The organism is Winogradskyella bathintestinalis (assembly GCF_030407435.1).
Classification (GTDB): Bacteria; Bacteroidota; Bacteroidia; order Flavobacteriales; family Flavobacteriaceae; genus Winogradskyella; species Winogradskyella bathintestinalis.
The window spans coordinates 212,714-234,947 of the sequence record NZ_JASDDK010000005.1 but is presented as its reverse complement, the minus strand read 5'-3'; the positions used below and the strand labels follow the sequence as shown (position 1 = coordinate 234,947).

Sequence of the window (22,234 nt, the reverse complement as noted above, 5' to 3'; positions counted from 1 at the left end):
CAAATAAATATTCTATTGTATTCCGTATTATATATGTATGTTTCAATTAATAGTTTTTAAAGTCATGGTTGGTTTCCACAAAAATAGAAAAAAAGGATTACATTTTCTTTTTAGGATAGCACATATAATATTTAGTGATAGGTTTACTTAGTGCTTTTAAGTTTAATTGGTCTGATGCCTTAACAATATCCTTTATTTTTCCTGATTTGAATAATATGTTAATCTTTTGAAAATTATTCTGATAAGCTTGATTTATTAACTCTCCTTGAAAGACAAAATAGGAGGCTTCATGTTTAGTTATATGGAATTTATTAATCAATGCTTCTGCATGAATTTTTAAATCCGAAATTTTTATAGGTTTATTCTTCAATTTTACTTTCAGCAAATTTCTGTCTAATAGCATTCTGCATAGATGGTTTAATACAAAATCATCATGATTTTGCCAATCTTTCATGGCCGCAATAATATCATAATCATCTAATTTTGAGAAAATAACTAAAGTCTCAGCATTAAAATTTTCAGCATCAATTTCAGAAGAAAGAAAATAAAATAAGGGGGCGCTACATTTTAATTTTACTCCATTATGCACAAGTTCTTTAGCTCGTTTTAAAACACCTACCAATAACTGCTCTGCTACAACTCCTGTTTTATGCATATAGACTTGCCAGTACATAAAACGTCTAGCAATTAAGAATTTTTCAACGCTTAAAATACCTTTTTCCTCAACGACTAGTTGGTCGTCTACGACATTTAACATGGTAATTAATCGCTCGCTGTTAATGTTACCTTCGGCCACACCAGTATAAAAACTATCACGTTTTAGATAATCTGCTCTATCCATATCCAATTGACTAGAAATGAGCTCGCACATAAATTGTCGTGGATATTCACCTTTAAAAATTGAGATAGCCAACGTTAAACTTCCGTTAAACTCTGAATTGAGCTCTTCCATAAATCGCAGCGAAATTTCTTCGTGCGAAACGTCATTTACAATGCTATGTTCCATAGCATGAGAGAATGGGCCATGACCAATATCGTGTAAAAGAATGGCAATTAATAAGCCATTTTCTTCGTCTGAAGAAATTGCAACCCCTTTAAAACGTAGTACATTGACGGCTTTTTGCATAAGATGCATACAACCTAATGCATGATGAAAACGCGTATGGTGCGCACCTGGATAAACCAAATAAGATAATCCCATTTGACTTATGCGCCGTAATCTCTGAAAGTATTTGTGCTGAATAATATCAAAAATTAACGAATTCGGAATGGTAATAAATCCGTAAATTGGATCGTTAAAGATTTTAAGCTTATTATTTGTAGGCAAAATTTATAGAATTCAAAATTAATAAACAAATATACCATAACATGATAAATATTCTTTGGGTTGACGATGAAATCGATTTATTAAAGCCACATATTATTTTTTTAGAGCAAAAAGGTTATAGCGTTACCAAATGCCAAAGTGGCACGGAAGCCCTAGAAATTATAACGGACACTAATTTTGATATTGTTTTTTTAGACGAAAATATGCCTGGATTAACTGGTCTGGAAACGCTGAATGAAATAAAGGAAAAACGTGCTAATTTACCGATTGTAATGATCACAAAAAGTGAAGAGGAATACATAATGGAGGAAGCTATTGGTAATAAAATTGCAGATTATTTAATAAAACCTGTAAATCCGAATCAAATATTACTGAGTTTAAAGAAGAATTTGGATCATTCACGTTTAGTATCAGAAAAAACAACTTCTAATTATCAGCAAGAATTTAGAAAGATTGCCATGGATTTATCGATGGTTAACTCTTATGAAGAATGGGTAGATTTATACCAGAAATTAATTTATTGGGAATTACAACTTGAAGGCATTGAAGACGTCGGAATGACTGACATTCTTGAATCTCAAAAAACTGAAGCCAATATGCAATTCGGTAAGTTTATAGAGAAAAATTATGAAGATTGGTTTCAGCCCAATACAGATGCACCTGTAATGTCTCATACCTTATTTAAGGATAAAATAGTCCCAGAATTAAGTGATAAACAACCAACCGTTTTAGTTGTAATTGATAATTTGCGTTACGATCAATGGAAAGCCTTCGAACCCATAGTTAACAATTATTATAAAAAAGCGTCTGAACTTGCCTTCTATAGCATTCTACCTACAGCAACACAATATGCAAGAAATGCCATTTTTTCTGGATTAATGCCAGCTGACATGGAAAGTCTATTTCCGCAATATTGGAAAAACGATACCGACGACGGAGGGAAAAATATGCACGAAGGTGACTTTTTGAGGGAGCAATTAAAACGTTTAGGATTAGGGCATCTAAAGCATGAATATCATAAAATTACAAACCTTAAAACAGGAAAAAAACTGGTAGAGAATTTTAGATCTTTAAAGGATAACGATCTAAATGTGATAGTATATAATTTTGTAGACATGCTTTCGCATTCCAAAACAGAAATGGAAGTGGTCAAAGAACTCGCCTCGAATGATAAGGCTTATCGCTCCCTAACGGTGAGTTGGTTTAAGAATTCTCCACTGCTCGAAATGATTCAATTATCACAGCAATTAGGCTTCAAATTAATTTTAACTACAGATCATGGCACAATAAACGTAAAATCACCTACCAAAGTTATAGGAGATAGAGACACTAGTTTAAATCTACGTTACAAAACAGGTCGAAGTTTAACCTACCAAGATAAAGACGTTTTGGCTGTTAAAAACCCTAAATCAATACATTTGCCTGCCCTGACCATGAGTAGCTCTTTTATTTTTGCAAAGGGAGATTTGTTTTTGGCTTATCCTAATAACTTCAATCATTATGTAGGCTATTATAGAAATACTTATCAACATGGTGGTGTATCTTTAGAAGAAATGGTTATCCCTTTCGTGGTTATGGACCCTAAATAGGTGGCTATAAAATTATTTAATGTCCAAAAAATCAATACCTCAAAGAATTTATTATCAGTTATTTTCTTTAAAAACGCGACTTACATATTAATTCAAATCCATAAAACGCACAAATAATCGACGAAATGCGCTTTTGCTTTGGTTATTCAAATTATTTTATTTAATCTTGTAAACTTGAATTTCAAGAAAAAAAAATGAAAACAATAGAATATACGTATCACATAGTTGATATTGATAAGATAGCAGCTAGTGTTTTCAAACATTTAGACTCTAAAACCGTACTTTTTAAGGGTGATATGGGCTCTGGTAAAACTACATTTATCAATGCATTGCTAAAGGTAATGCAAAGCGATGATGTTGCCACCAGTCCAACATTTTCCATAGTAAATGAATATAATTTACCTAGTGATAAGGTTTTTCATTTTGATTTTTATAGGATAGAATCCGTAGAAGAAGCTTATGGTTTTGGAATAGAAGATTATTTAAACAGTAATAATTGGTTATTTATGGAATGGCCAGAACGCATTGAAGAACTGATTCCAGAAAATATAGAAACAATTACCATTACTACTTTGGAAAATCAAAAAAGAAACCTCAAATTAACCATAAACACCAATCATTTAGCCGAGAAATAAGCCAAAAAACAGTGAGATTTTAAACAAAATATTATTATTATTCCTACAAAAATTAACTAGTATTACGGAAAAACCGTAAATAAAGTTCTCAATTTATTTGATTTTAACAATTTCTGATTTGAAAGAGTTTATTAATGCTCTTAAATTTGAAGTATTAATTAACTAAAATCCCTTAAATTATGAAAACTAAAAAAAATCTCTTACTAGCAATCGCTATTTTTGGAGGCATGTTATTCACTGTACAAGCTACAAACATTATTGACCTAGATGGACAAACTACAAGCCAAGTTGACAAAAGAAAACTTAAAATACCACCAGCAGGATAAAAAGTCTTACAATAAAAAGATTTTCATTGGGAGTATCGTTGCAACATTAGTAGCGGCTACTCCCTTTGTATTTTATTTATATGAGTATGTCCCAGATAGCCAAGAATGGGAAACCATTTTTGGGACTTATAGAAGTTCTGAATATGGCAGTGCAAATGTTGCAATGTGGGTACTTGCTATGAAGGTTATTCCTTTATTATTGTCATTGATTTGGTTCTTTACTTGTCGCCATTGGTGGTATCATGCGCTACTAGTGCCTATTACTATGTTCTCTTATCAATGTGTTGTTGCGCTAAATTTTGATGCTAGATATTTAGATGTAGCAGATATAATTTGGTTACTACCAATTATGGCTCTCGTTTTTCCCTCTATTTATCTTATCAGAGCAAAAATGTTCAATAAGATTAACAATGCTGATAAAACGCTTGAAGAACTCGAAGAAGAGTTTAAAATTAAACCCAAAGGTCTTTGGGGTAAGATTACGCAGTATTTTTAGATTGACCACTCAGTATTTATTATTTATTCGTAATTTGAAGTTAGATAAATTTAACATTGTTATGGCCTAATTCGCTATATTGCAATGGTCAACTAAAGTCACCAACTTCAAATGAGTATATCCTTATCACCATTTACCAAAGCCCAATTATTACCGCAAGAAGAAACTTTAGAAATTCTAAAACAAAAAGGAGATCTTTTTATAGGAATTCCTAAAGAAGCTCATTTTCAAGAACGTCGAGTGTGCTTAACACCAGATGCCGTATCGGCATTAACAGCTAACGGCCATCGGGTATTATTTGAATCTGGTGCCGGCGAAGGTGCTAATTTTAAAGATAAAAATTATAGCGAAGCTGGGGCAGAAGTCACCAGAGATACTGAAAAGGTGTACTCCTGCCCTATTATTTTAAAAGTAGAGCCCCCATCTTTAGATGAAATAAAATTAATTAATCCGCAGACGCTTTTAATTTCTGCGCTTCAAATAAAAACCCAAGACAAATCTTATTTTGAAGCATTAGCAAAAAAACGAATTACCGCTTTAGCCTTCGAGTATATAAAGGACGATGACGGAGCCTATCCCGCAGTGAGTTCATTAAGTGAAATTGCTGGAACGGCTTCCATTTTAATTGCTTCAGAATTGCTATCTAATGTTAATGGTGGTAACGGTTTAATGATGGGGAATATTAATGGTGTGCCTCCAACGGAAGTTGTTATTTTAGGCGCTGGTACCGTTGGCGAATTTGCCGCACGTTCTGCTATTGGTTTGGGCGCTAATATTAAAGTTTTCGATAGTTCCATTACTAAGTTGCGTCGTCTTCAAAATAATTTAGGGCGCACAATTTACACGTCTACCATGCAACCAAAAAACCTTTTAAAAGCTTTAAAACGTTGCGACGTAGCTATTGGCGCCGTTAGAGGAACCAATCGCGCTCCTATTGTGGTTACCGAAAGCATGATGAGCCATATGAAATCTGGTTCGGTTATAATCGATGTAAGTATTGATATGGGAGGCTGTTTTGAAACTAGTGAAGTGACTACGCATGACAAACCTACTTTTGAGTATAACGGAGTAACACATTACTGCGTACCCAATATTCCCGCACGCTACTCGAGAACGGCTTCAGTATCCATCAGTAATTTCTGTACTCCCTACCTTTTAGAAATTGGAGATTATGGTGGAATAGAAAATGCACTTCGATTTGATCGCGGTTTAAAAAATGGGTTGTATTTTTACCACGGCATTTTAACCAACAAATCAGTTGCAGAATGGTTTGGTTTAGAATATAGTGATGCCAATCTATTGATTTTCTAAATATGAAATTTATACATCGTTTAGGCTACTATCTTGGTGGCTTTGCTATTGGGCTAGTACTTCTTATGTTTTTTCTTAATGGAAAAGATGCCTCTTGTGATTATGGTCCTAATGCCAGAACAACAAAAAATATCAGTTCTAAACCCATACATTATTCAGAAAAAGCTTCTTTATTTATAATAGAACACGCTATAGATTCGTCAACGGTGAGGAATTTGGTGAAATTTGGTGATGTTGATTTTTCACTAACCGAAACTAAAAAAGATTCGTGCAATAACTATTTTATAGAGAACAGTTATAAGGAACAAGAATTGAAACTTAAGATTAAAAATTGCGATTCCTTAGCTACACTCTTAGATATAAAATATACAAACAGCTAGTTATATAAAATTAGATAAGCAAGAATTTAGAAATTAAAATCTAATTGTTCATATTTGGAAATAATTTTCAAAAAATAAATCATTTAAAGTGAAACACAAATGTTCAAACGATCATGTCAATATGATGATCCCATTTGAACAACAGGTAAGTTTCCTAAAGAATTAAATATAAACACATGAAAATATTAGTGACTGGTGCAGCTGGTTTTATTGGGTTTTACACGTCCAAAGTTTTATTATCAAAAGGTCATCAAGTTGTGGGTCTAGATAATATAAATGATTATTATGACGTGAATCTTAAATTTTCAAGATTAAAAGAATTAGGAATCGCTAAAGAAAATGCTAGTATATTTAATAAAAAGTGTGCTGATACCAACGGTAATTTTTCGTTTATACGAATGAATCTCGAAGATCGAGAATCACTTCCAAAGTTATTTGAACAAGAAAAGTTTGACATAGTATGTAATTTAGCTGCCCAAGCTGGAGTGCGATATAGTTTAGAAAATCCTGAGGCTTATGTTGATTCAAATTTAGTTGGATTTCTTAATATTTTAGAATGCTGTAGAAACAATACTATTAAACACTTGGTGTATGCCAGTAGCTCTAGCGTTTATGGCATGAACAAAAAAATTCCATTTTCTACAGATGATAATGTAGATCATCCTATAAGTCTCTATGCTGCAACCAAAAAAAGTAATGAACTTATGGCACACACTTATAGCCATTTGTTTAAAATTCCAACCACAGGTTTACGATTTTTTACTGTTTACGGTCCATGGGGAAGACCAGATATGGCTATGTTTTTGTTTACTGATGCCATAGTGAATGATCGACCAATAAAAGTATTTAACCATGGGAAAATGGAACGTGATTTTACGTATATAGATGATATTGTAGAAGGTGTCGTTAGAATCATTGAAAAATCATCTACAGAAAGAATTGCATCTAATAACTTATATAAAGTTTATAACATTGGAAATAACAACTCCGTAAAATTATTAGATTTTATAAAAGAAATTGAAGTCAACTTAGGTAAGGAAGCTAAAAAGAATATGATGGAAATGCAGCCAGGAGATGTAGAACGTACTTGGGCAGATGTTGACGAACTTATAAAGGATTATAATTATAGTCCGAATACGACTATAAAACATGGTGTCAAATCTTTTATCGACTGGTTTAAAAACTATTATAACTAACTCTTAATACTAAAGAAAAGTCTCTTTTTATGTCTGAATATGAAATTTATCGTAAAAAGAGGTTATTTATATAATTAATTATCTCAATTAGATTATTTAAGTCAAATTTGTGCAAATTTTAAATTTTTGACTCAAATCACTATAAAATTAAAAACATGAAAATCACAAATATTTGTTGTATTGGAGCTGGTTACGTAGGAGGACCTACGATGGCTGTTATCGCAAAAAAGAATCCTAATGTAAAAGTTACAATCGTAGATATAAATGCAGAACGTATTGCAGCTTGGAATGACAATGACGTCTCAAAATTACCAATATACGAACCGGGTTTAGCTGAAATTGTAGAAGAAACTAGAGGAAAAAATTTATTCTTTTCTACAGAAATTGATAAAACAATTAAGGAATCTGAAATGATTTTTATATCTGTCAATACACCGACTAAAACGTATGGTAAAGGAAAAGGTATGGCTGCCGATTTAAAGTATGTAGAATTATGTGCTAGAAATATTGCAGAAGTGGCGACTACCGACAAGATTGTAGTTGAAAAATCGACTTTACCCGTTAGAACAGCTCAAGCCATAAAGAGTATTTTACACAATACTGGCAGCGATGTTAAATTCGATATCTTATCTAATCCAGAATTTTTAGCAGAAGGAACCGCAGTACAAGATTTGTTACATCCAGATCGCGTTTTAATTGGTGGTGAATCTGAAGATGCTATTGAAAGTTTAGCAAATATTTATGGAAGTTGGGTGTCTCAAGACAGAATTTTGAGAACTAATGTATGGTCCTCAGAATTATCTAAATTAACTGCTAATGCATTTTTAGCACAACGAATTTCTTCCATAAATGCAATTTCAGAGTTATGTGAGCATACGGAGGCAGATGTAAATGAAGTTGCAAAAGCTATAGGCATGGATTCAAGAATTGGTCCGAAATTTTTAAATGCTTCTATTGGTTTTGGAGGTTCCTGTTTTCAAAAGGACATTTTAAACCTTGTTTATATTGCAAGAAGTTATGGTTTAAATGCCGTTGCTGATTATTGGGAACAAGTCATTATTTTAAACGATCATCAAAAGAGACGTTTTTCAGACAATTTAATAAGTACTCTATATAACACTGTATCTGGTAAAAAGATTGCAATGTTAGGTTGGGCATTTAAAAAGGATACTAATGATACCAGAGAATCGGCAGCAATCTATGTGGCAGATCACTTATTAAATGAACAAGCTAATATTGCTGTTTATGATCCGAAAGTAACCAGTGAAAAAATCCAGGCCGATCTTAATTATCTCAATACAAGATCTGAAGCGGAAAACAATGATTTAGTAAAATCCTATAACGATCCATACGAAGTTTCTAAGGATGCTCATGCTATCGCCATAATGACAGAATGGGATGAATTTAAAAGCTACGATTGGCAAAAAATTTATGATAATATGAAAAAACCTGCATTTATCTTTGATGGCAGAAATATCCTGGATAAAGAAGAAGTGACTAAGATTGGTTTTGAATATTCTTCAATCGGTAAATAACGCTAAACCTTATCATATAAAAAAAGCACCAAAAGTTGATTTTGGTGCTTTTTTATTATTTTATTCGTTGGTTATCTCACAAGTAGCTTTTCGGTAATATCTTTTGCTTGTCCGATTAATTTCACAAAGTAAACACCAGATTGCAGTGAACTAATATCAATTTGTTTTGTTGTACTTGTTCCAATATTCTCGTTCAATATTTTTGTACGATGTACTAATTTTCCAGTCACATCAAATATATTAACATCTGAAACTGTCAGTACTCCTGAAAACTTTATATTAACGATATCTGTGGCTGGATTAGGAAATACATTAAATTTAAAATCTTTTTGAATTCCAGTTGGGATAGGTAGATCTTCAGCACAATTGGCATCTACTTCTACCCTAACTGTAGCTTCGTCAAAATCTAAATTGTTAAACACTGTAACCATATAATCTGTTGTTTCATCCGGAGAAACCTGTATAGACTGTGTGGTTTCACCTGTACTCCAAACATAATCTTCGCCACCATTAGCTGTTAACGTTGTCATTTCATCTAAACAAATTTGCACATCTTCACCGGCATCTGCAATAACGGGTTGCAAAACGTTTACGGTAACTTGCTTATTATCATAACACTCTCCTATGAATCCTCTCACTTCATAGGTTGTGGTAATCGATGGACTTACAGCTATATTTGGCTGAGTTGCCCCATTGTTCCATTCGTAATGGTTGGCACCAGAAGCTGATAGTGTTATAAAATCGCCATTCAATATTTCTACACTTTCACCATTCGCAACAACTACATTTGGGCTAGGATCAACATAAACTGTAACATCATCTGTTGCTGCTTGCTCTTCTAGAGTTACTGTTACCGTATAAGATGTAGTAGATAGTGGATTGACTTCAATACTTTGCGTTGTTTCTCCGGTACTCCACAAATAAGAATCTCCTTCATTTGCAGTTAAAATAACATCAGAAGACTGATTGTCACAAACATATTCATCTGTGCCAGCAGACGCCGAAAATAATGGAAGTACTGTTACTGTTATTTGAGCCTGTTCACTACTACAAGAGCCTATAGAACCAGATACTGCATAAGTTGTAGTTTGGGTGGGGTTAACAACTATTGAATTTGTTGTATCGCCTGTACTCCAAATAAACGTTTCAGCACCATTTGCCTCGAGATTTGTACTTTCTCCTATTGAAATGGTTATATTTTCACTCACAGTAATACTTGGTAATTCATTTACAATCACTGTTACGTTATCTGAATCCGAGTTGCCTTGTTCATCGCTTACTGTAACTGTGTATGTTGAAGTTGTTGTTGGTACTAAAGTTATTGATGCAGTAGTTTCACCGGTATTCCATAAATAACTACTGCCTCCTGTAGCGTTCAAGATGATACTTTCTCCTGCACAAATAGAAATATCGTTTCCTGCATTTGCATTCACTTCAGGTAAAACTGTAACCGTCACTTCTTGCGAAGTTTCACAATTACTAGCTGAAATTCCAGTGACTGAATAAGTGGTTGTTTCTGACGGACTTACTTCAATGGCATTTGAGGTTTCGCCCGTGTTCCAAAGGTACGTGTCAGTACCATTAACAGTTAAAACTGTGCTTTCACCTTCAAAAATGGTAATAGCTTCACTTATAGATAAAATTGGTAATTCATTTACAATTATTGTTACGGTATCCGAATCTGAATTTCCTTGATTATCACTTACTGTTACTGTATATGTGGTAGTCGTTGTCGGTGTTAAAGCTATTGATGCACTAGTCTCACCCGTATTCCATAAATAATTATTGCCTCCTGTAGCGTTTAAAGTTATACTCTCACCAGCACAAATAGAAACGTCATTCCCTGCATTCGCTACTAATTGCGGAGCTACTGTTACAATAACCTGTGCAATGCTTTCACAACCATTTTCTGAGTATCCTGTAACCGAGTATGTTGTTGTTTCATTTGGGTTTACAGTTATAGAAGGTGTAGTTTCACCTGTACTCCAAAGGTAAGAATCGGCACCTGAGACTTCAAGTGTAGTTGAATTTCCATTGATTATGACAACATTATCACTTAGGCTTAATTCTGGTGCTGGGACAGCAAATACTGTAACATCATCACTATGTGAACAGAAGTTATTAGAAACTACAACGGTATAAGTCGTGTCTTCAAGTGGATTTACCGCGATAGAAGCCGTGGTTTCACCTGTACTCCATAAATATGAGTCACCTCCTTCTGCTGTTGCTGTTAAAGTAACCAATTCACCCGGACAGATCGTTTGGTCTTCACCAGCATAAGCTGTTGGGATTGGATTTACAGTCACGGTAACATCATCTGAATCAGAATTACCAAATCCGTCAGTAACTGTAACAGTGTAAGTTGTAGTTTCAGCTGGTACTAATGTTGGTGTGGCACCTGTTTCACCTGTATTCCACGTGTAAGTTATACCTCCAGAGGCATTTAATGTAACACTTTCTCCGATACAAATTGAAATATCTTCTCCTGCATTAGCATTAATTTGTTCGACTACCGTTACTGTGATTTCAGCGGAACTTTGGCACCCTTGCTCACTTTCACCGATAACTGTATAAGTTGTAGTAAATTCTGGACTTACCATAATTTCTGAAGTCGTTTCCCCAGTATTCCACGTAAAAGTATTTGCACCATTCACCGAAAGTGTAGCAGAATCTCCAATCATTATAAAAAGATCATCACTAGTGGTAATAGTCGGCATTTCATTTACAAAAACGGTGATTGTATCTGTATCAGTATAACCGTAATCATCTTCAACAGTAACCGTGTAGGTCGTTGTAATTGTTGGATTTACTGTAAGTTCAGATCCGTTATCTCCTGTATTCCATATATATGTAGAACCACCTGATGCAGATAATGTCACTGTTTCACCATTACATATCGTTTGATCCTCTCCAGCATAAGCAGTGATCTCTGGGATAACGGTAATTATTATATCGGCACTACTGGAACATTCACCTGTTCCATTAGTAGTAACTGTATACGTAGTAGTAATATTAGGGTTAACCGTAATTGAATCCGTAGTTTCGCCAGTATTCCATAGATAATTATCACTACCTGAAGCATTAAGCACCACAGACTCACCGTTTACAATGACAAGGTCATTAGTGACTGTGATTTGCGGAGCTTCATTTACGAAAACAGTAACTTCATCGGTATCAGTATAACCATACGCATCTTCGATAGTAACGGTATATGTGGTAGTTTCCGTAGGATTAATAATGAGCTCTGGACCTATATCTCCTGTACTCCATGTATAAGATGCACCACCCGTAGCTGATAAGGTAACTGTTTCTCCATTACAAATGGACACATCTTCACCTGCGTTGATCACGAGCTCAGGGATTACAGTAACCGTTACATTTGAATTACTTTGACAACCAGTGTCATTAATAGTTGTTACCGTATATGTAGTAGTTACTAATGGGGTGACTTCTATAGACGTTGTGGTTTCTCCTGTACTCCATTGGTAATTATCACTTCCAGATGCATAAAGTGTTATTGTTTCCCCTTTCATAATAACACTATCTTCTGAAACCGTAATCTCAGGTATTTCATTCACAAATATGATGACTTCATCTGTACTAGAGCACTCATCATTACTTACTTCAACACTATAAATAGTTTCAACTTCTGGATTAACTTCTATTGTTGCTGTTGTTTCGCCTGTATTCCATAAATATGAAGTTCCACCAGTCGCTGTTAACGATACTGATTCACCTTGACATATCGATTGGTCTTCACCTGCATATGCTATTGGAGCATCTTTTACAGTAATAGTGACACTAGCATCTTCAGATTGATTATTATCATTAGAGACGGTTACAGTATATGTTGTAGTGATTTCGGGTGTAATTTCGATAGAAGCTGTTGTTGCTCCAGTATTCCATAGATAGTTTGTGCCTCCACTTGCTAAAAGTGTGGTGCTTTCGCCTTCACAAATCTGTTGGTCATTACCTGCGCTCGCTTGGAGCGCTTCATAAAAAACCGTTATTTGGGATGTATCTGTAAAACCTCCATCGTTTGTTGTAAAGGTTATTGTAACTACTCCTTCTGAGATTGGAGTGACTAGTCCGTTAGCATCAACAATGGCAATATCTTCGTCACTAGAGCTCCATGTTCCGGTTTTATTTGAGGCATCTGTGGGAGTAAATGTCGTAGTCAAAGACATGGTTTCAGACATTTGTAAATTTGCTGTACCAGGCTCTACTTCTACACCTACTACACCAATAGCCACGCTAGTACCATTTCGATCAACACTATTTAAATACTCTTCCATCCAAGTATAGCCGCTAGGAGCAATATCATTATGCGTATCCCCCGGTGACATATATAAGTCATAAAACTGTTCTGGAATGTGTTCGCTTTTTTCTGGGTTGTAGAAATTATCTGGTCTTGTATTGGTTGGGTTACCTGTAATTAAAGTTAAGAAATCGGCATAAGGCTGTCCATCTACAGAGGAGTGATGCCCATTAGTACCAGTGCCTGTTCCCCACTCTTCTGGCGTGTCATTAATAGTATTACTAACATATCGTGTATCTTGTGCATCTCTATGAATACCGAAACTACCATCTGCGTTTAGGTATTTGTAAGCCCCCGCATCTTGTGGTACTGCAATAGAAGCTTCTACCGCTGTCATTATTTGCGGAGTATAACCAATCATTGCATATCGTGTGTCGGTAAATAATTCAGGTTCCACTCTTTCTGTTTGTGAACTATAAGCATGTTCAATCCATAAGGTCTGAGTATTATCGGCATTTGGATCCATAAAAAGATCTTGAGCTATATTACCTGCAGAATATATTCTTGGAGGAATACTGGGGTCTTCATTAGTTACACCATTTACGAACCATTTAGGTGAATTATTTTGCCATTGATAGAATAAAGAGGTTTTATTTCCTTTAAAATAGAAATTATTAAAATGATTAACTTGTGCGTTTGCTTTTACTGTTGTCCATCTATTTATCCAATCATAAATAACATTATTATATATATCAGACCTTCCACTCGCTGTGTTAGGTAATCTATGGGAAATATTATAAAACATACTTTGGGTAAATGTGTTGTTATAGCTGTAATTAGCAAAATATGCTTGTGAATTACCAAAAAGCCCTCCTCTATTACATTCTCCAATTAATCCGTTTTGAAATGTTATATTATAGGTGTCATGTCCTGTTACAGAAAAACCTGCTGAACCATAACTAATTGAAGTATGATCAAAGATTAAATTACTACCAAAACTATCTTCTCCATTACCTGTTTTAACAGCTAAGGCAACTTCACCTTGAAACTGTGGTCTAACTTTTAGAAATCTAGTTATAATATTATTTCCGTCGTTAATATTTATTCTTCCAGATGCGGGATAGGTTAATGTAACACCACCTTGCGGTGCACTTTGCGCTGCAATAGTTAAATCATGACCACCTATATTTAATGCATTGGGCATATTTATAATACCAGCAACATCAAAGACTATAGTAGCAGGTCTAGGTTGATCTAAAGCCCAACGAAAAGACCCCTCGCTACCGTCATCTAAAAGATTGGTAACGTGATAAATATTACCTCCTCTACCTCCTGTTGCGTAAGCTCCACCGCCTACTGCTGTAGGAAAAGCTCTTAAAGGTAAGTTATCCTTAATCGCAATTTCAATAGATCCCCGAAGAATATTATAAGATGAATTTGGTATAATATTTATATTTATTTGTCTATCTGCAGAAATGGAATTCGGATTGTTTATTGGATTAACAGGTATTTCAATATATCTTTCATTAGCAGGTATTACTGCACTACCAGTAGAAATGCTTGCTTCATTAATACCATTACCACTAACCGTATAATAAACAGTTAAAGGTAATGTAATATCACTAACAGAACTTCTGATTAGAGAGGCTACACAGCCTATATTATTTTCATGCGATATAAAATCTAAATTTTTAGATAAATAGATATCTGATTGTTGAGAAAAAGAAAATAAAGTCATACTTGTCAATAATATAATTATTGACTTTTTAAGAATTGTAGGGCAGGTCATTGGGGGTAATTAATTTTTAGTTATAAAATTAGGACCAATTTATAAAAATATATAAACACAAAAGGTTTAAAGGTTTATATATTCGATAAAAGGGTTTTTATTGTATGAATAAAACTACACAACATAGGTTATTTAATATAATTACGACCAAATACATGTTTTAGACGTTTTAAATAAAGATTTAACTTTTTGAAGAATCCAATTACATAACACTAATTAATTCATGCTTATTCTAAACAGATTTTTTCTATTATTGGATATTTTAAAAAATAAATCCGTTTTTTTACATAAAATTTTGAATGGAAAAAGTATATGTATAGTATAGAATAACAAAATAAACGTTGTGAAGGAGAGATGATTGTGAAGGAGAGCTATCGGGCTAAAAACAAAATACAGAAAATAATTAGTGTTGTGGTACGTAAATTATTCACTGAGGAAGTATCTAACAACAAATAAGACTTATTATCAGTTAGTTATGAGAGTTTAATGATGTAAATATGAAAACATATGAAATTTAAAATATTAATTATTTCACTTAAAACCACTGCAATTATTTTACTAGGGATTAATTTCATAGGCTTTTTTATGCCGTTACGAAATTCTGAAATATATGCTGAAAGTAACACTTTTTTTAAAAATGATATTGGCTTAACAGAAGAGCAACTGTTAGAAATATTAAGTCAAAAGAACGGTTCTGATAAAGATTTCGCTATTAAAGCTAACGATGCTATAAATAAAGGAATCGCCCATTTTTGGATGGATGAAGGTATTGATAAATATAATTTGAGAGTTCCAATTTTTGAAAACTATATTTTATATTTGGCTAGTTACACTTCCCCAGCCAGCTTTATGAAATACGAATTTAGTGATTACCAATTAGCTCTTGAAAGAGGCGTAGGTCTTTGTTCACAGCATTCGATAATATTATCTGAAATATTGAAAAAAAATAATATTGACTCCAAGATAATCGGTTTATCCGGACACGTCGTTGTAATGGCAAACATTGATAAAAAAAATAGTCAATATTGGGTATTAGATCCTGATTATGGTGTTGTAATCGAACATAGTATATCTCAGATAGAAAAAGAACCAGAAATAATAAGGATGTATTATGCACAACACGGATATAGTAATGAAGACATCATGAAACTAATAGATATATATGGACCTGACGGAAATTTTATAACGGATGGTGTCAGAGAGTATAGTGGTAATAACAAATATTATTTTGAAAAAATATCCTATGTTGCTATTTGGGTTATTCCGTTTTTAATATTATGTATATCATATACACTAGAGAGGAGTATGAAACCCAAAAGCGTTTGAAAGTGTAAAAAAAACAGGCTTAAAAGGTATTAGTTCCTTTTTAGTTCGGTTTATTTTAATATTACGAAAGATGAATTATAAATGTGTTTTTTGTTAACGAAATTTAATTAAATAATGTGCGGCATATATTTAACCAACATCCCATATGAAAATGGTATAGTAGAAGAGAAATTAAATTCCATTTCATTTAGAGGGCCAGATTATACTGGTATAGAGACAGTGAATGACCTTACTTTTGGTCATCTACGTTTATCCATTTTAGATCTAGATCCTAGGTCTAATCAACCTATGACTTTTGAAAATCTAACTTTAGTTTTTAACGGAGAAATATATAATTACAAAACTGTAAAAAAAGAGCTCAGAGACTTAGGATATAATTTTAATACAGAAAGTGATACAGAAGTGCTTTTAATTGGTTATAAACATTGGGGCAAAACACTGTTAAGCAGAATTAATGGCATGTTTGCTTTTAGTATTTATAACTCTAGAACCAATAAATTATTTTCTGCCAGAGATCGTATAGGAGTTAAACCTTTCTACTACTACTGGCAAAATGGTCAGTTAGAAATATGTAGCCAAATAAGACCGCTTCTAAAAAACAAAAAGATTAATGAGGAAGCTATATCTATTTATTTAGATACGGATTATATTCCTAGCCCTTACACCATTGCTGAACACGTTTTTAAACTTCCTCCAGGCAATTATATGGAGATTGACTTTACAACTAATAGTTTAGAAATTAGTGAATATTGGAATTTAAAGAAAGTTAAAATTCAGGACATTTCGTATGACGACGCCAAAAAAGAATTACATAATTTATTGAAAGATGCCGTAAAAATTCGATTACAATCAGATGTTCCTATAGGTTCATTTTTATCTGGAGGTATTGATTCTTCACTTGTGTCTAGTATAGCTTCAAACGTTTCACCAACACAAATCAACACTTTTTCGATTGGATTTGAAGATCCAAAGTACGATGAAAGTAAAATTGCTGAACAATATGCAAAAATTATCAAAACCAATCATACCACTACAATTTGTAGATCTAGTGATATAATGGAGTTAATACCAAAGCTTACTGAAGTCTATGATGAACCTTTTGGTGATAGTTCTGCCCTACCCTCTTTACTATTAAATAAAATAACTAAGCAATATGTAACTGTAGCACTTTCTGGTGATGGCGGCGATGAAAGTTTTATAGGGTATCCTTATTACGATTCATTAATAAGAAATAAGTTTATAATTGATATTCCTTATTCCATTAGAAAGTTCTTAGCTCATCCTTCATTATTAAAGATTTTTGGTTTAAACTCCCACCGTGTAAGAAATGCTCTAAAAACGAAAACAAGAAATGATTTTATTGAGAATATTTACACACGCAAAGGATTTTTACTAAAAGAGCAACGACAAAATTGGATGAAACATTACCAAGGTTATAAAAAATGGTCTAATATCTTTTTACAAAAAGCCGCAGATTTACAAATAAAATTATGGTTGGAAAACAATAGTAATGTTAAGGTAGATCGAGCGAGTATGGCCTACTCTGTAGAGGTTAGAAGTCCATTTTTAGATTATAGGGTAATAGAATATGCGCGAACGCTTCCAATGCATTTTAAATATGAAAAAGGCAGGCAGAAGAAAATATTAAGAGATATACTAAAAGAATATATTCCCGAAGAGGTCTTTAATCAACCAAAGCAAGGATTTGCGGCACCAATAGGAACTTGGATGAGGAATGAGCTAAGAGAAGAGTTTGACCGTACTCTGAATGATAAATTTTTGAATCGAGTTCCAAATTTTAATGTTAATAAGTTTAAACAACTATATGAGAAGCATATGAGTGAGAAAGAAGATCATACTACTTATATTTGGAAGTTGTTTGTTTTAAGTAAATGGTATGATGAATTTAATTTCTAATACTAGAGAAGATCAATAAAATTAAAACTATAGTTTTAATTAACTAAAGAATATGAAATTGCCGATACCTTTGATAAATTTATAGTTATAATCGATGTTTAACGTTGAAATCAGGAAATTGATATAAAAATTTATTATAAATAAAACATTTTAAACATATTTGTAATACTCTTCTAAATTATCCCAAATTAAATGACCTATAAATTGAGAAAAGAAAATAAAAATTTCTTACCAACATATTTAATTTATATTCTATATCCTCAACTTTCTAAGTTTGCTAGTATTTCCCTATTTACAATTAATTCTAATATTTTTAGATTAATTTGATGAGCTATACCGTATATTTAATTCTTGTTGTGTTTAAAAATGTTAACAAGACATAAAAATCATAAATTCTCTATAAGTTTGAGAACCTAAGCCTCTTTTGAAATGGAAAACAAAATTAGCGTCATAGTGCCGGTGTATAATGTTGAAGATTACCTAAATCGCTGTGTTGATAGTATCATTAATCAGACACACAAAAATTTAGAGATAATTTTAGTGAATGATGGCTCTGTTGATGATTCTAGAAAGATATGTGACGACTATGCATCTAAAGATAATAGAGTTATTGTTATACATAAAGAAAATGAAGGTTCTAGTTGTGCCAGAAATGCTGGTTTAGATATCGCTACAGGTGAATATGTTTCTTTTGTAGATAGCGATGATTACATTTATGATTCTATGTTACAGAAAATGTTGGATAAATTAGTAAAAAACAAGTTAGACGTTATAGAAATTGCGCCAGCTAGTAAGAATAATACGACAAAATCGTATAATAATTTTATAATTGAGGATAAAATTTCGGCTTTTAAAAGAGTTATAAAAAGTACCACTTTCTCTGTTTGGTGTCGATTATATAAAGCTTCGCTTATTAAGGACCTTCGTTTTATTCCAAAAATTATTCATCAAGATGTGTTTTTTACTATAGATGTTTTAAACAGGGTAGAGAAATTAGGATATTTAAACAGTGAACTTTATTATTATAATACTAGCAACGAAAGTATAATAAGAAGCAAATATTCTCAAAATAAAATTGAGATTGGAATAATGGCTACAGAATATATTGCAAACAATATTCCTAAAAATCCAGAACTGACCACAACTATCAATAACTATATAACTTCCTATTATACCGATCATTTCTTCTTATTATCTAGAAATACTGAAGTTGATCCTGATCAACACTATAGAAGGAAGTTAAAAAAGGCTGTTTGGTCTTCGACCACTCTATATAGTGCAGGGTTGAGACCTTTTATGATTTTAGTTTTACCAATTAAACTTATGGAGATAATTTCTTCAAGATATAACTCATATTCATCTAAATAACTGTTATGTCTAGAGTTGCACTAACTTTGAAAAATGCATGGATAGCACTAGTTTTCCAATTACTATATGTCATAATTCAATTTTATTCAAGAGACATATTTCTTGATAATCTCGGAAATGATTTTATCGGCACCGTTGACACACTTAAAAGCATATTACAATTTTTAAACCTTTCTGAATTGGGAATCGGTACTGCCGTTGGATTTGCACTTTACAAGCCTATTTATGATAATAATAGAGATACAATTAATGAGATTGTTGGTTATTTAGGTTTTCTTTATAAACGCATTGGTTTCTTTGTGCTTGGAGCCTCAATGCTTCTTTTGATCTTTTTTCCGTATTTTTTCGACAATACAACTGTAGATCTTGGAGTAATTATATTTCTGTTTGTTGCTTTGCTTATTAGCAATTTACTTAGCTACTTTTTCGCATATTATACATTTCTATTCCAGGCTGATCAAAAAGGTTATATAAATATTACAATAGGTCAATCCGTTTTTATATTAAGGCTATTTTTACAATGTATTGTGCTAATTTATCTTCAGGATGTAATGCTATGGATTTTGTTAGAGTTGCTAACACCTTTTATTTATATTTTTATATTAAGAAAAAAAGTTAGACAAACATATCCTTGGTTAATCCTTAACTTTAAGATAACAAAGGTAATACGGGATAATCATAAGGGGCTATTAAAAAAAATAAAGCAGTTAAGTTTTCATAAACTAGGAACTTTTGTGAGTAACAGTACAGATAATATAATTGTTTATTCTTTGGTCAATCCAGCAATGGTTGCGTTTGTTGGAAATTATCAAATGATTATGAATAATATAAATCTACTGGTAAGTAAATTATTTGATGGTACTAATGCGAGTGTAGGTAATTTAGTAGCAGAAAATGATTTAAAAAACATGCTTAAGGTCTTTTGGGAGTTTATGGCATTACGATTTTTTATCGCCGGATGCTCTACAGTTTTGCTCTATATAGGTTTTGATGATTTAATAAGATTATGGCTCGGAGAAGATTATTTGTTGTCTAATAAAATATTAATTACTCTAATTATTATATTTTTTATGCTACAAGTGAGACAACCTATAGATAGCTTTAAACAGGCATATGGTCTCTATGATGATACCTGGGCTCCAGTAGCACAAAGTATTATTAATCTATTTTTCTCAATTATTTTTGTTCTAAAATATGGGGTTTTGGGAGTGTTTATAGGCACTATGATTAGTCAATTTATCATAGTTCTGTTATGGAGACCATTTTACATGTTTAAATATGGCTTTAAGATAAGTCACGGAATTTACTGGAAGGGATTTTGTTTACATCTACTCTACCTGTTATTAGCATATATTAGCTATTTCTATGTGTCAATGATTTTCTCTAAAAATCTTAGTTTAAATTTATTTTCTTTATTTGGTGAACTACTGAAATTTGGTTTATTATTCTTTTTAATTTACTTTTCAATATTATCAGTATTTAGTCGTGGTTTTAAGGATTTAATTCAACGATTTTACGATATTATGATTAAAAAATTTAAGTAAAATTATCTATGAAATATATATTAGCCATTTTACTTGTATTGTTTGCCTCGTATGCTGATATTTTCTTGTTTCGTATAGGTATAATACCTGTTCAGCCTTCTTCCTTTTTAATTCCCCTGTTTATAGTTATAGGTTTTTTAAAATATTCTGTTTTAGATTTTGGAGATCTAGTAAAGTCTCATTCTTTTAAAATACTCGCTTCAATTTTATTTTTTGCTATGGTGTATGCAGCTGTTAGTCCTGCACCTATGGATTTAATTGTAAAAAAAATATCGTTAGATGCCATTGCCGTCTTGTTATATATGTTTGCAGTTCAATTTTTTAGAACAGAAGACAAATGGTTAGTCTTTTTAGTTATGTTTGGTGCATTTGTAACTTTAGCGGGAAGTGTATGGTATGATTTTTTTATTGGTCTGCCCAAATATAGTGTTAAACTAGGAGAGGCCGTACGAAAGGGAGGGTTTGGCGAAAACCCTAATCAGGCATCATCGGGAATAAAATTTTTAGCTTTAGGAGTATTAGTTTTTCTCTCTAAATTTAAAACTAAAAAGATTTTATTTATTGGGGTCATGGTAGTTTCTGTCTTTTTAACGATGTCGAGAAGTGGTATAGTTTCTGTAATTTTAATTTTAATATTTGGTACAGCAAATAGTTGGAATGTCAATTTTAAAATTACCACTCCTGTTTTGTTTAAGAGCGTCTTTAAAATGATAATTTTATTTGTAAGCTTATATCTAGGACTTGTTCTATTTGCAGGAGTTATTAGGGAGAATGTCCCCGCATTTACAAGAGGAGCAGCTGGTGAAAGATTAGATTTATTACTTGGTAAAAATACAGATAATATTATAGCTGAAGATTCGGGTTCTGGAGGTGGAAGAGCTGACCTATTATTTATGTATATTGATAAATTTATAGAAAATCCACTTGGTTATGGAACTGCTTATACTTCAGATCAACGATTAGTTCCTCTAAACACGCATAATTATTATTTGTTTTTAGCAGTAAATTATGGTTTTTTAGCATTAATATTATATTTAATTTATTTCTGGGTAGGATTAAAGCTCTCTTTTAAAAGAGACCAATTTTACTATCTAATATTTTTAGCACTATTATTTTTTGAAGGTTTTGTATCGCATTATATATATTATACTAGAGCTTTATTAATTTCTTTAGCCTTTTTTGATAGTCTTATTTATAAACCCCATATTCATAACGTAAAAAAAATTGAAGTCTAAGC

General features: G+C 32.4%; 15 protein-coding genes. 13 read left to right on the top strand and 2 right to left on the bottom strand.

The features are described 5' to 3' along the window. Positions 1–97: 97 nt before the first annotated feature. On the bottom strand, positions 98–1,327 hold the full coding sequence (locus QMA06_RS13630) for an HD domain-containing protein (protein ID WP_290207431.1): 1,230 nt from the start codon (positions 1,325–1,327) through the stop codon (positions 98–100). Positions 1,328–1,368: 41 nt separating this feature from the next. Here QMA06_RS13630 and porX point away from each other — a divergent pair, with 41 nt between their 5' ends. From porX to QMA06_RS13590, 8 genes are all read left to right on the top strand, one after another. After that, positions 1,369–2,916 carry a T9SS response regulator signal transducer PorX gene (gene porX, locus QMA06_RS13625; RefSeq protein ID WP_290207430.1) on the top strand — a complete coding sequence of 516 codons (1,548 nt, stop codon included), beginning with the start codon at positions 1,369–1,371 and terminating at the stop codon, positions 2,914–2,916. Between the two features lie 194 nt (positions 2,917–3,110). Further along, a complete protein-coding gene (gene tsaE / locus QMA06_RS13620) occupies positions 3,111–3,551 on the top strand; it encodes a tRNA (adenosine(37)-N6)-threonylcarbamoyltransferase complex ATPase subunit type 1 TsaE (RefSeq protein ID WP_290207429.1) in 441 nt (146 codons plus the stop codon). Positions 3,552–3,730: 179 nt separating this feature from the next. After that, entirely contained in the window at positions 3,731–3,877 is a 147-nt protein-coding gene (locus QMA06_RS13615; RefSeq protein ID WP_290207428.1) for a hypothetical protein, read from the top strand. Then, complete coding sequence (locus QMA06_RS13610) at positions 3,840–4,373, top strand: hypothetical protein (protein WP_290207427.1); 534 nt, start codon at positions 3,840–3,842, stop codon at positions 4,371–4,373. Before QMA06_RS13615 ends, QMA06_RS13610 begins: the two co-directional genes overlap by 38 nt. Positions 4,374–4,484: 111 nt before the next feature. Then, complete coding sequence (locus QMA06_RS13605) at positions 4,485–5,684, top strand: alanine dehydrogenase (RefSeq protein ID WP_290207426.1); 1,200 nt, start codon at positions 4,485–4,487, stop codon at positions 5,682–5,684. A 2-nt stretch (positions 5,685–5,686) separates the two neighbouring features. Beyond that, on the top strand, positions 5,687–6,064 hold the full coding sequence (locus QMA06_RS13600) for a hypothetical protein (protein ID WP_290207425.1): 378 nt from the start codon (positions 5,687–5,689) through the stop codon (positions 6,062–6,064). Positions 6,065–6,240: 176 nt separating this feature from the next. Further along, on the top strand, positions 6,241–7,260 hold the full coding sequence (locus tag QMA06_RS13595; RefSeq protein ID WP_290207424.1) for an NAD-dependent epimerase: 1,020 nt from the start codon (positions 6,241–6,243) through the stop codon (positions 7,258–7,260). Positions 7,261–7,415: 155 nt separating this feature from the next. Continuing rightward, positions 7,416–8,795, top strand: coding sequence for a nucleotide sugar dehydrogenase (locus tag QMA06_RS13590; protein WP_290207423.1), 1,380 nt, complete (start codon positions 7,416–7,418; stop codon positions 8,793–8,795). A 71-nt stretch (positions 8,796–8,866) separates the two neighbouring features. Here the strand turns inward: QMA06_RS13590 and QMA06_RS13585 are convergent, their stop codons facing one another. Then, on the bottom strand, positions 8,867–14,791 hold the full coding sequence (locus tag QMA06_RS13585; protein WP_290207422.1) for a T9SS type A sorting domain-containing protein: 5,925 nt from the start codon (positions 14,789–14,791) through the stop codon (positions 8,867–8,869). A 558-nt stretch (positions 14,792–15,349) separates the two neighbouring features. On the opposite strand from QMA06_RS13585, the gene QMA06_RS13580 reads away from it, so the two are divergent. The 5 genes from QMA06_RS13580 (at position 15,350) to QMA06_RS13560 (ending at position 22,232) form a co-directional block, all read left to right on the top strand. After that, positions 15,350–16,168 (top strand): hypothetical protein, encoded by an 819-nt coding sequence (locus QMA06_RS13580; protein ID WP_290207421.1) that lies wholly within the window; start codon positions 15,350–15,352, stop codon positions 16,166–16,168. 114 nt (positions 16,169–16,282) lie between these two features. Then, complete coding sequence (asnB, locus tag QMA06_RS13575; protein ID WP_290207420.1) at positions 16,283–18,085, top strand: asparagine synthase (glutamine-hydrolyzing); 1,803 nt, start codon at positions 16,283–16,285, stop codon at positions 18,083–18,085. A 429-nt stretch (positions 18,086–18,514) separates the two neighbouring features. Continuing rightward, a complete protein-coding gene (locus QMA06_RS13570; protein ID WP_290207419.1) occupies positions 18,515–19,453 on the top strand; it encodes a glycosyltransferase in 939 nt (312 codons plus the stop codon). A gap of 5 nt (positions 19,454–19,458) precedes the next feature. Beyond that, the gene (locus QMA06_RS13565) at positions 19,459–20,997 is read left to right on the top strand and encodes a lipopolysaccharide biosynthesis protein (protein WP_290207418.1); all 1,539 of its coding nucleotides are present in this window, start codon (positions 19,459–19,461) and stop codon (positions 20,995–20,997) included. A gap of 8 nt (positions 20,998–21,005) precedes the next feature. Continuing rightward, positions 21,006–22,232 (top strand): O-antigen ligase family protein, encoded by a 1,227-nt coding sequence (locus QMA06_RS13560; protein WP_290207417.1) that lies wholly within the window; start codon positions 21,006–21,008, stop codon positions 22,230–22,232. The last annotated feature ends 2 nt before the right edge of the window (positions 22,233–22,234 follow it).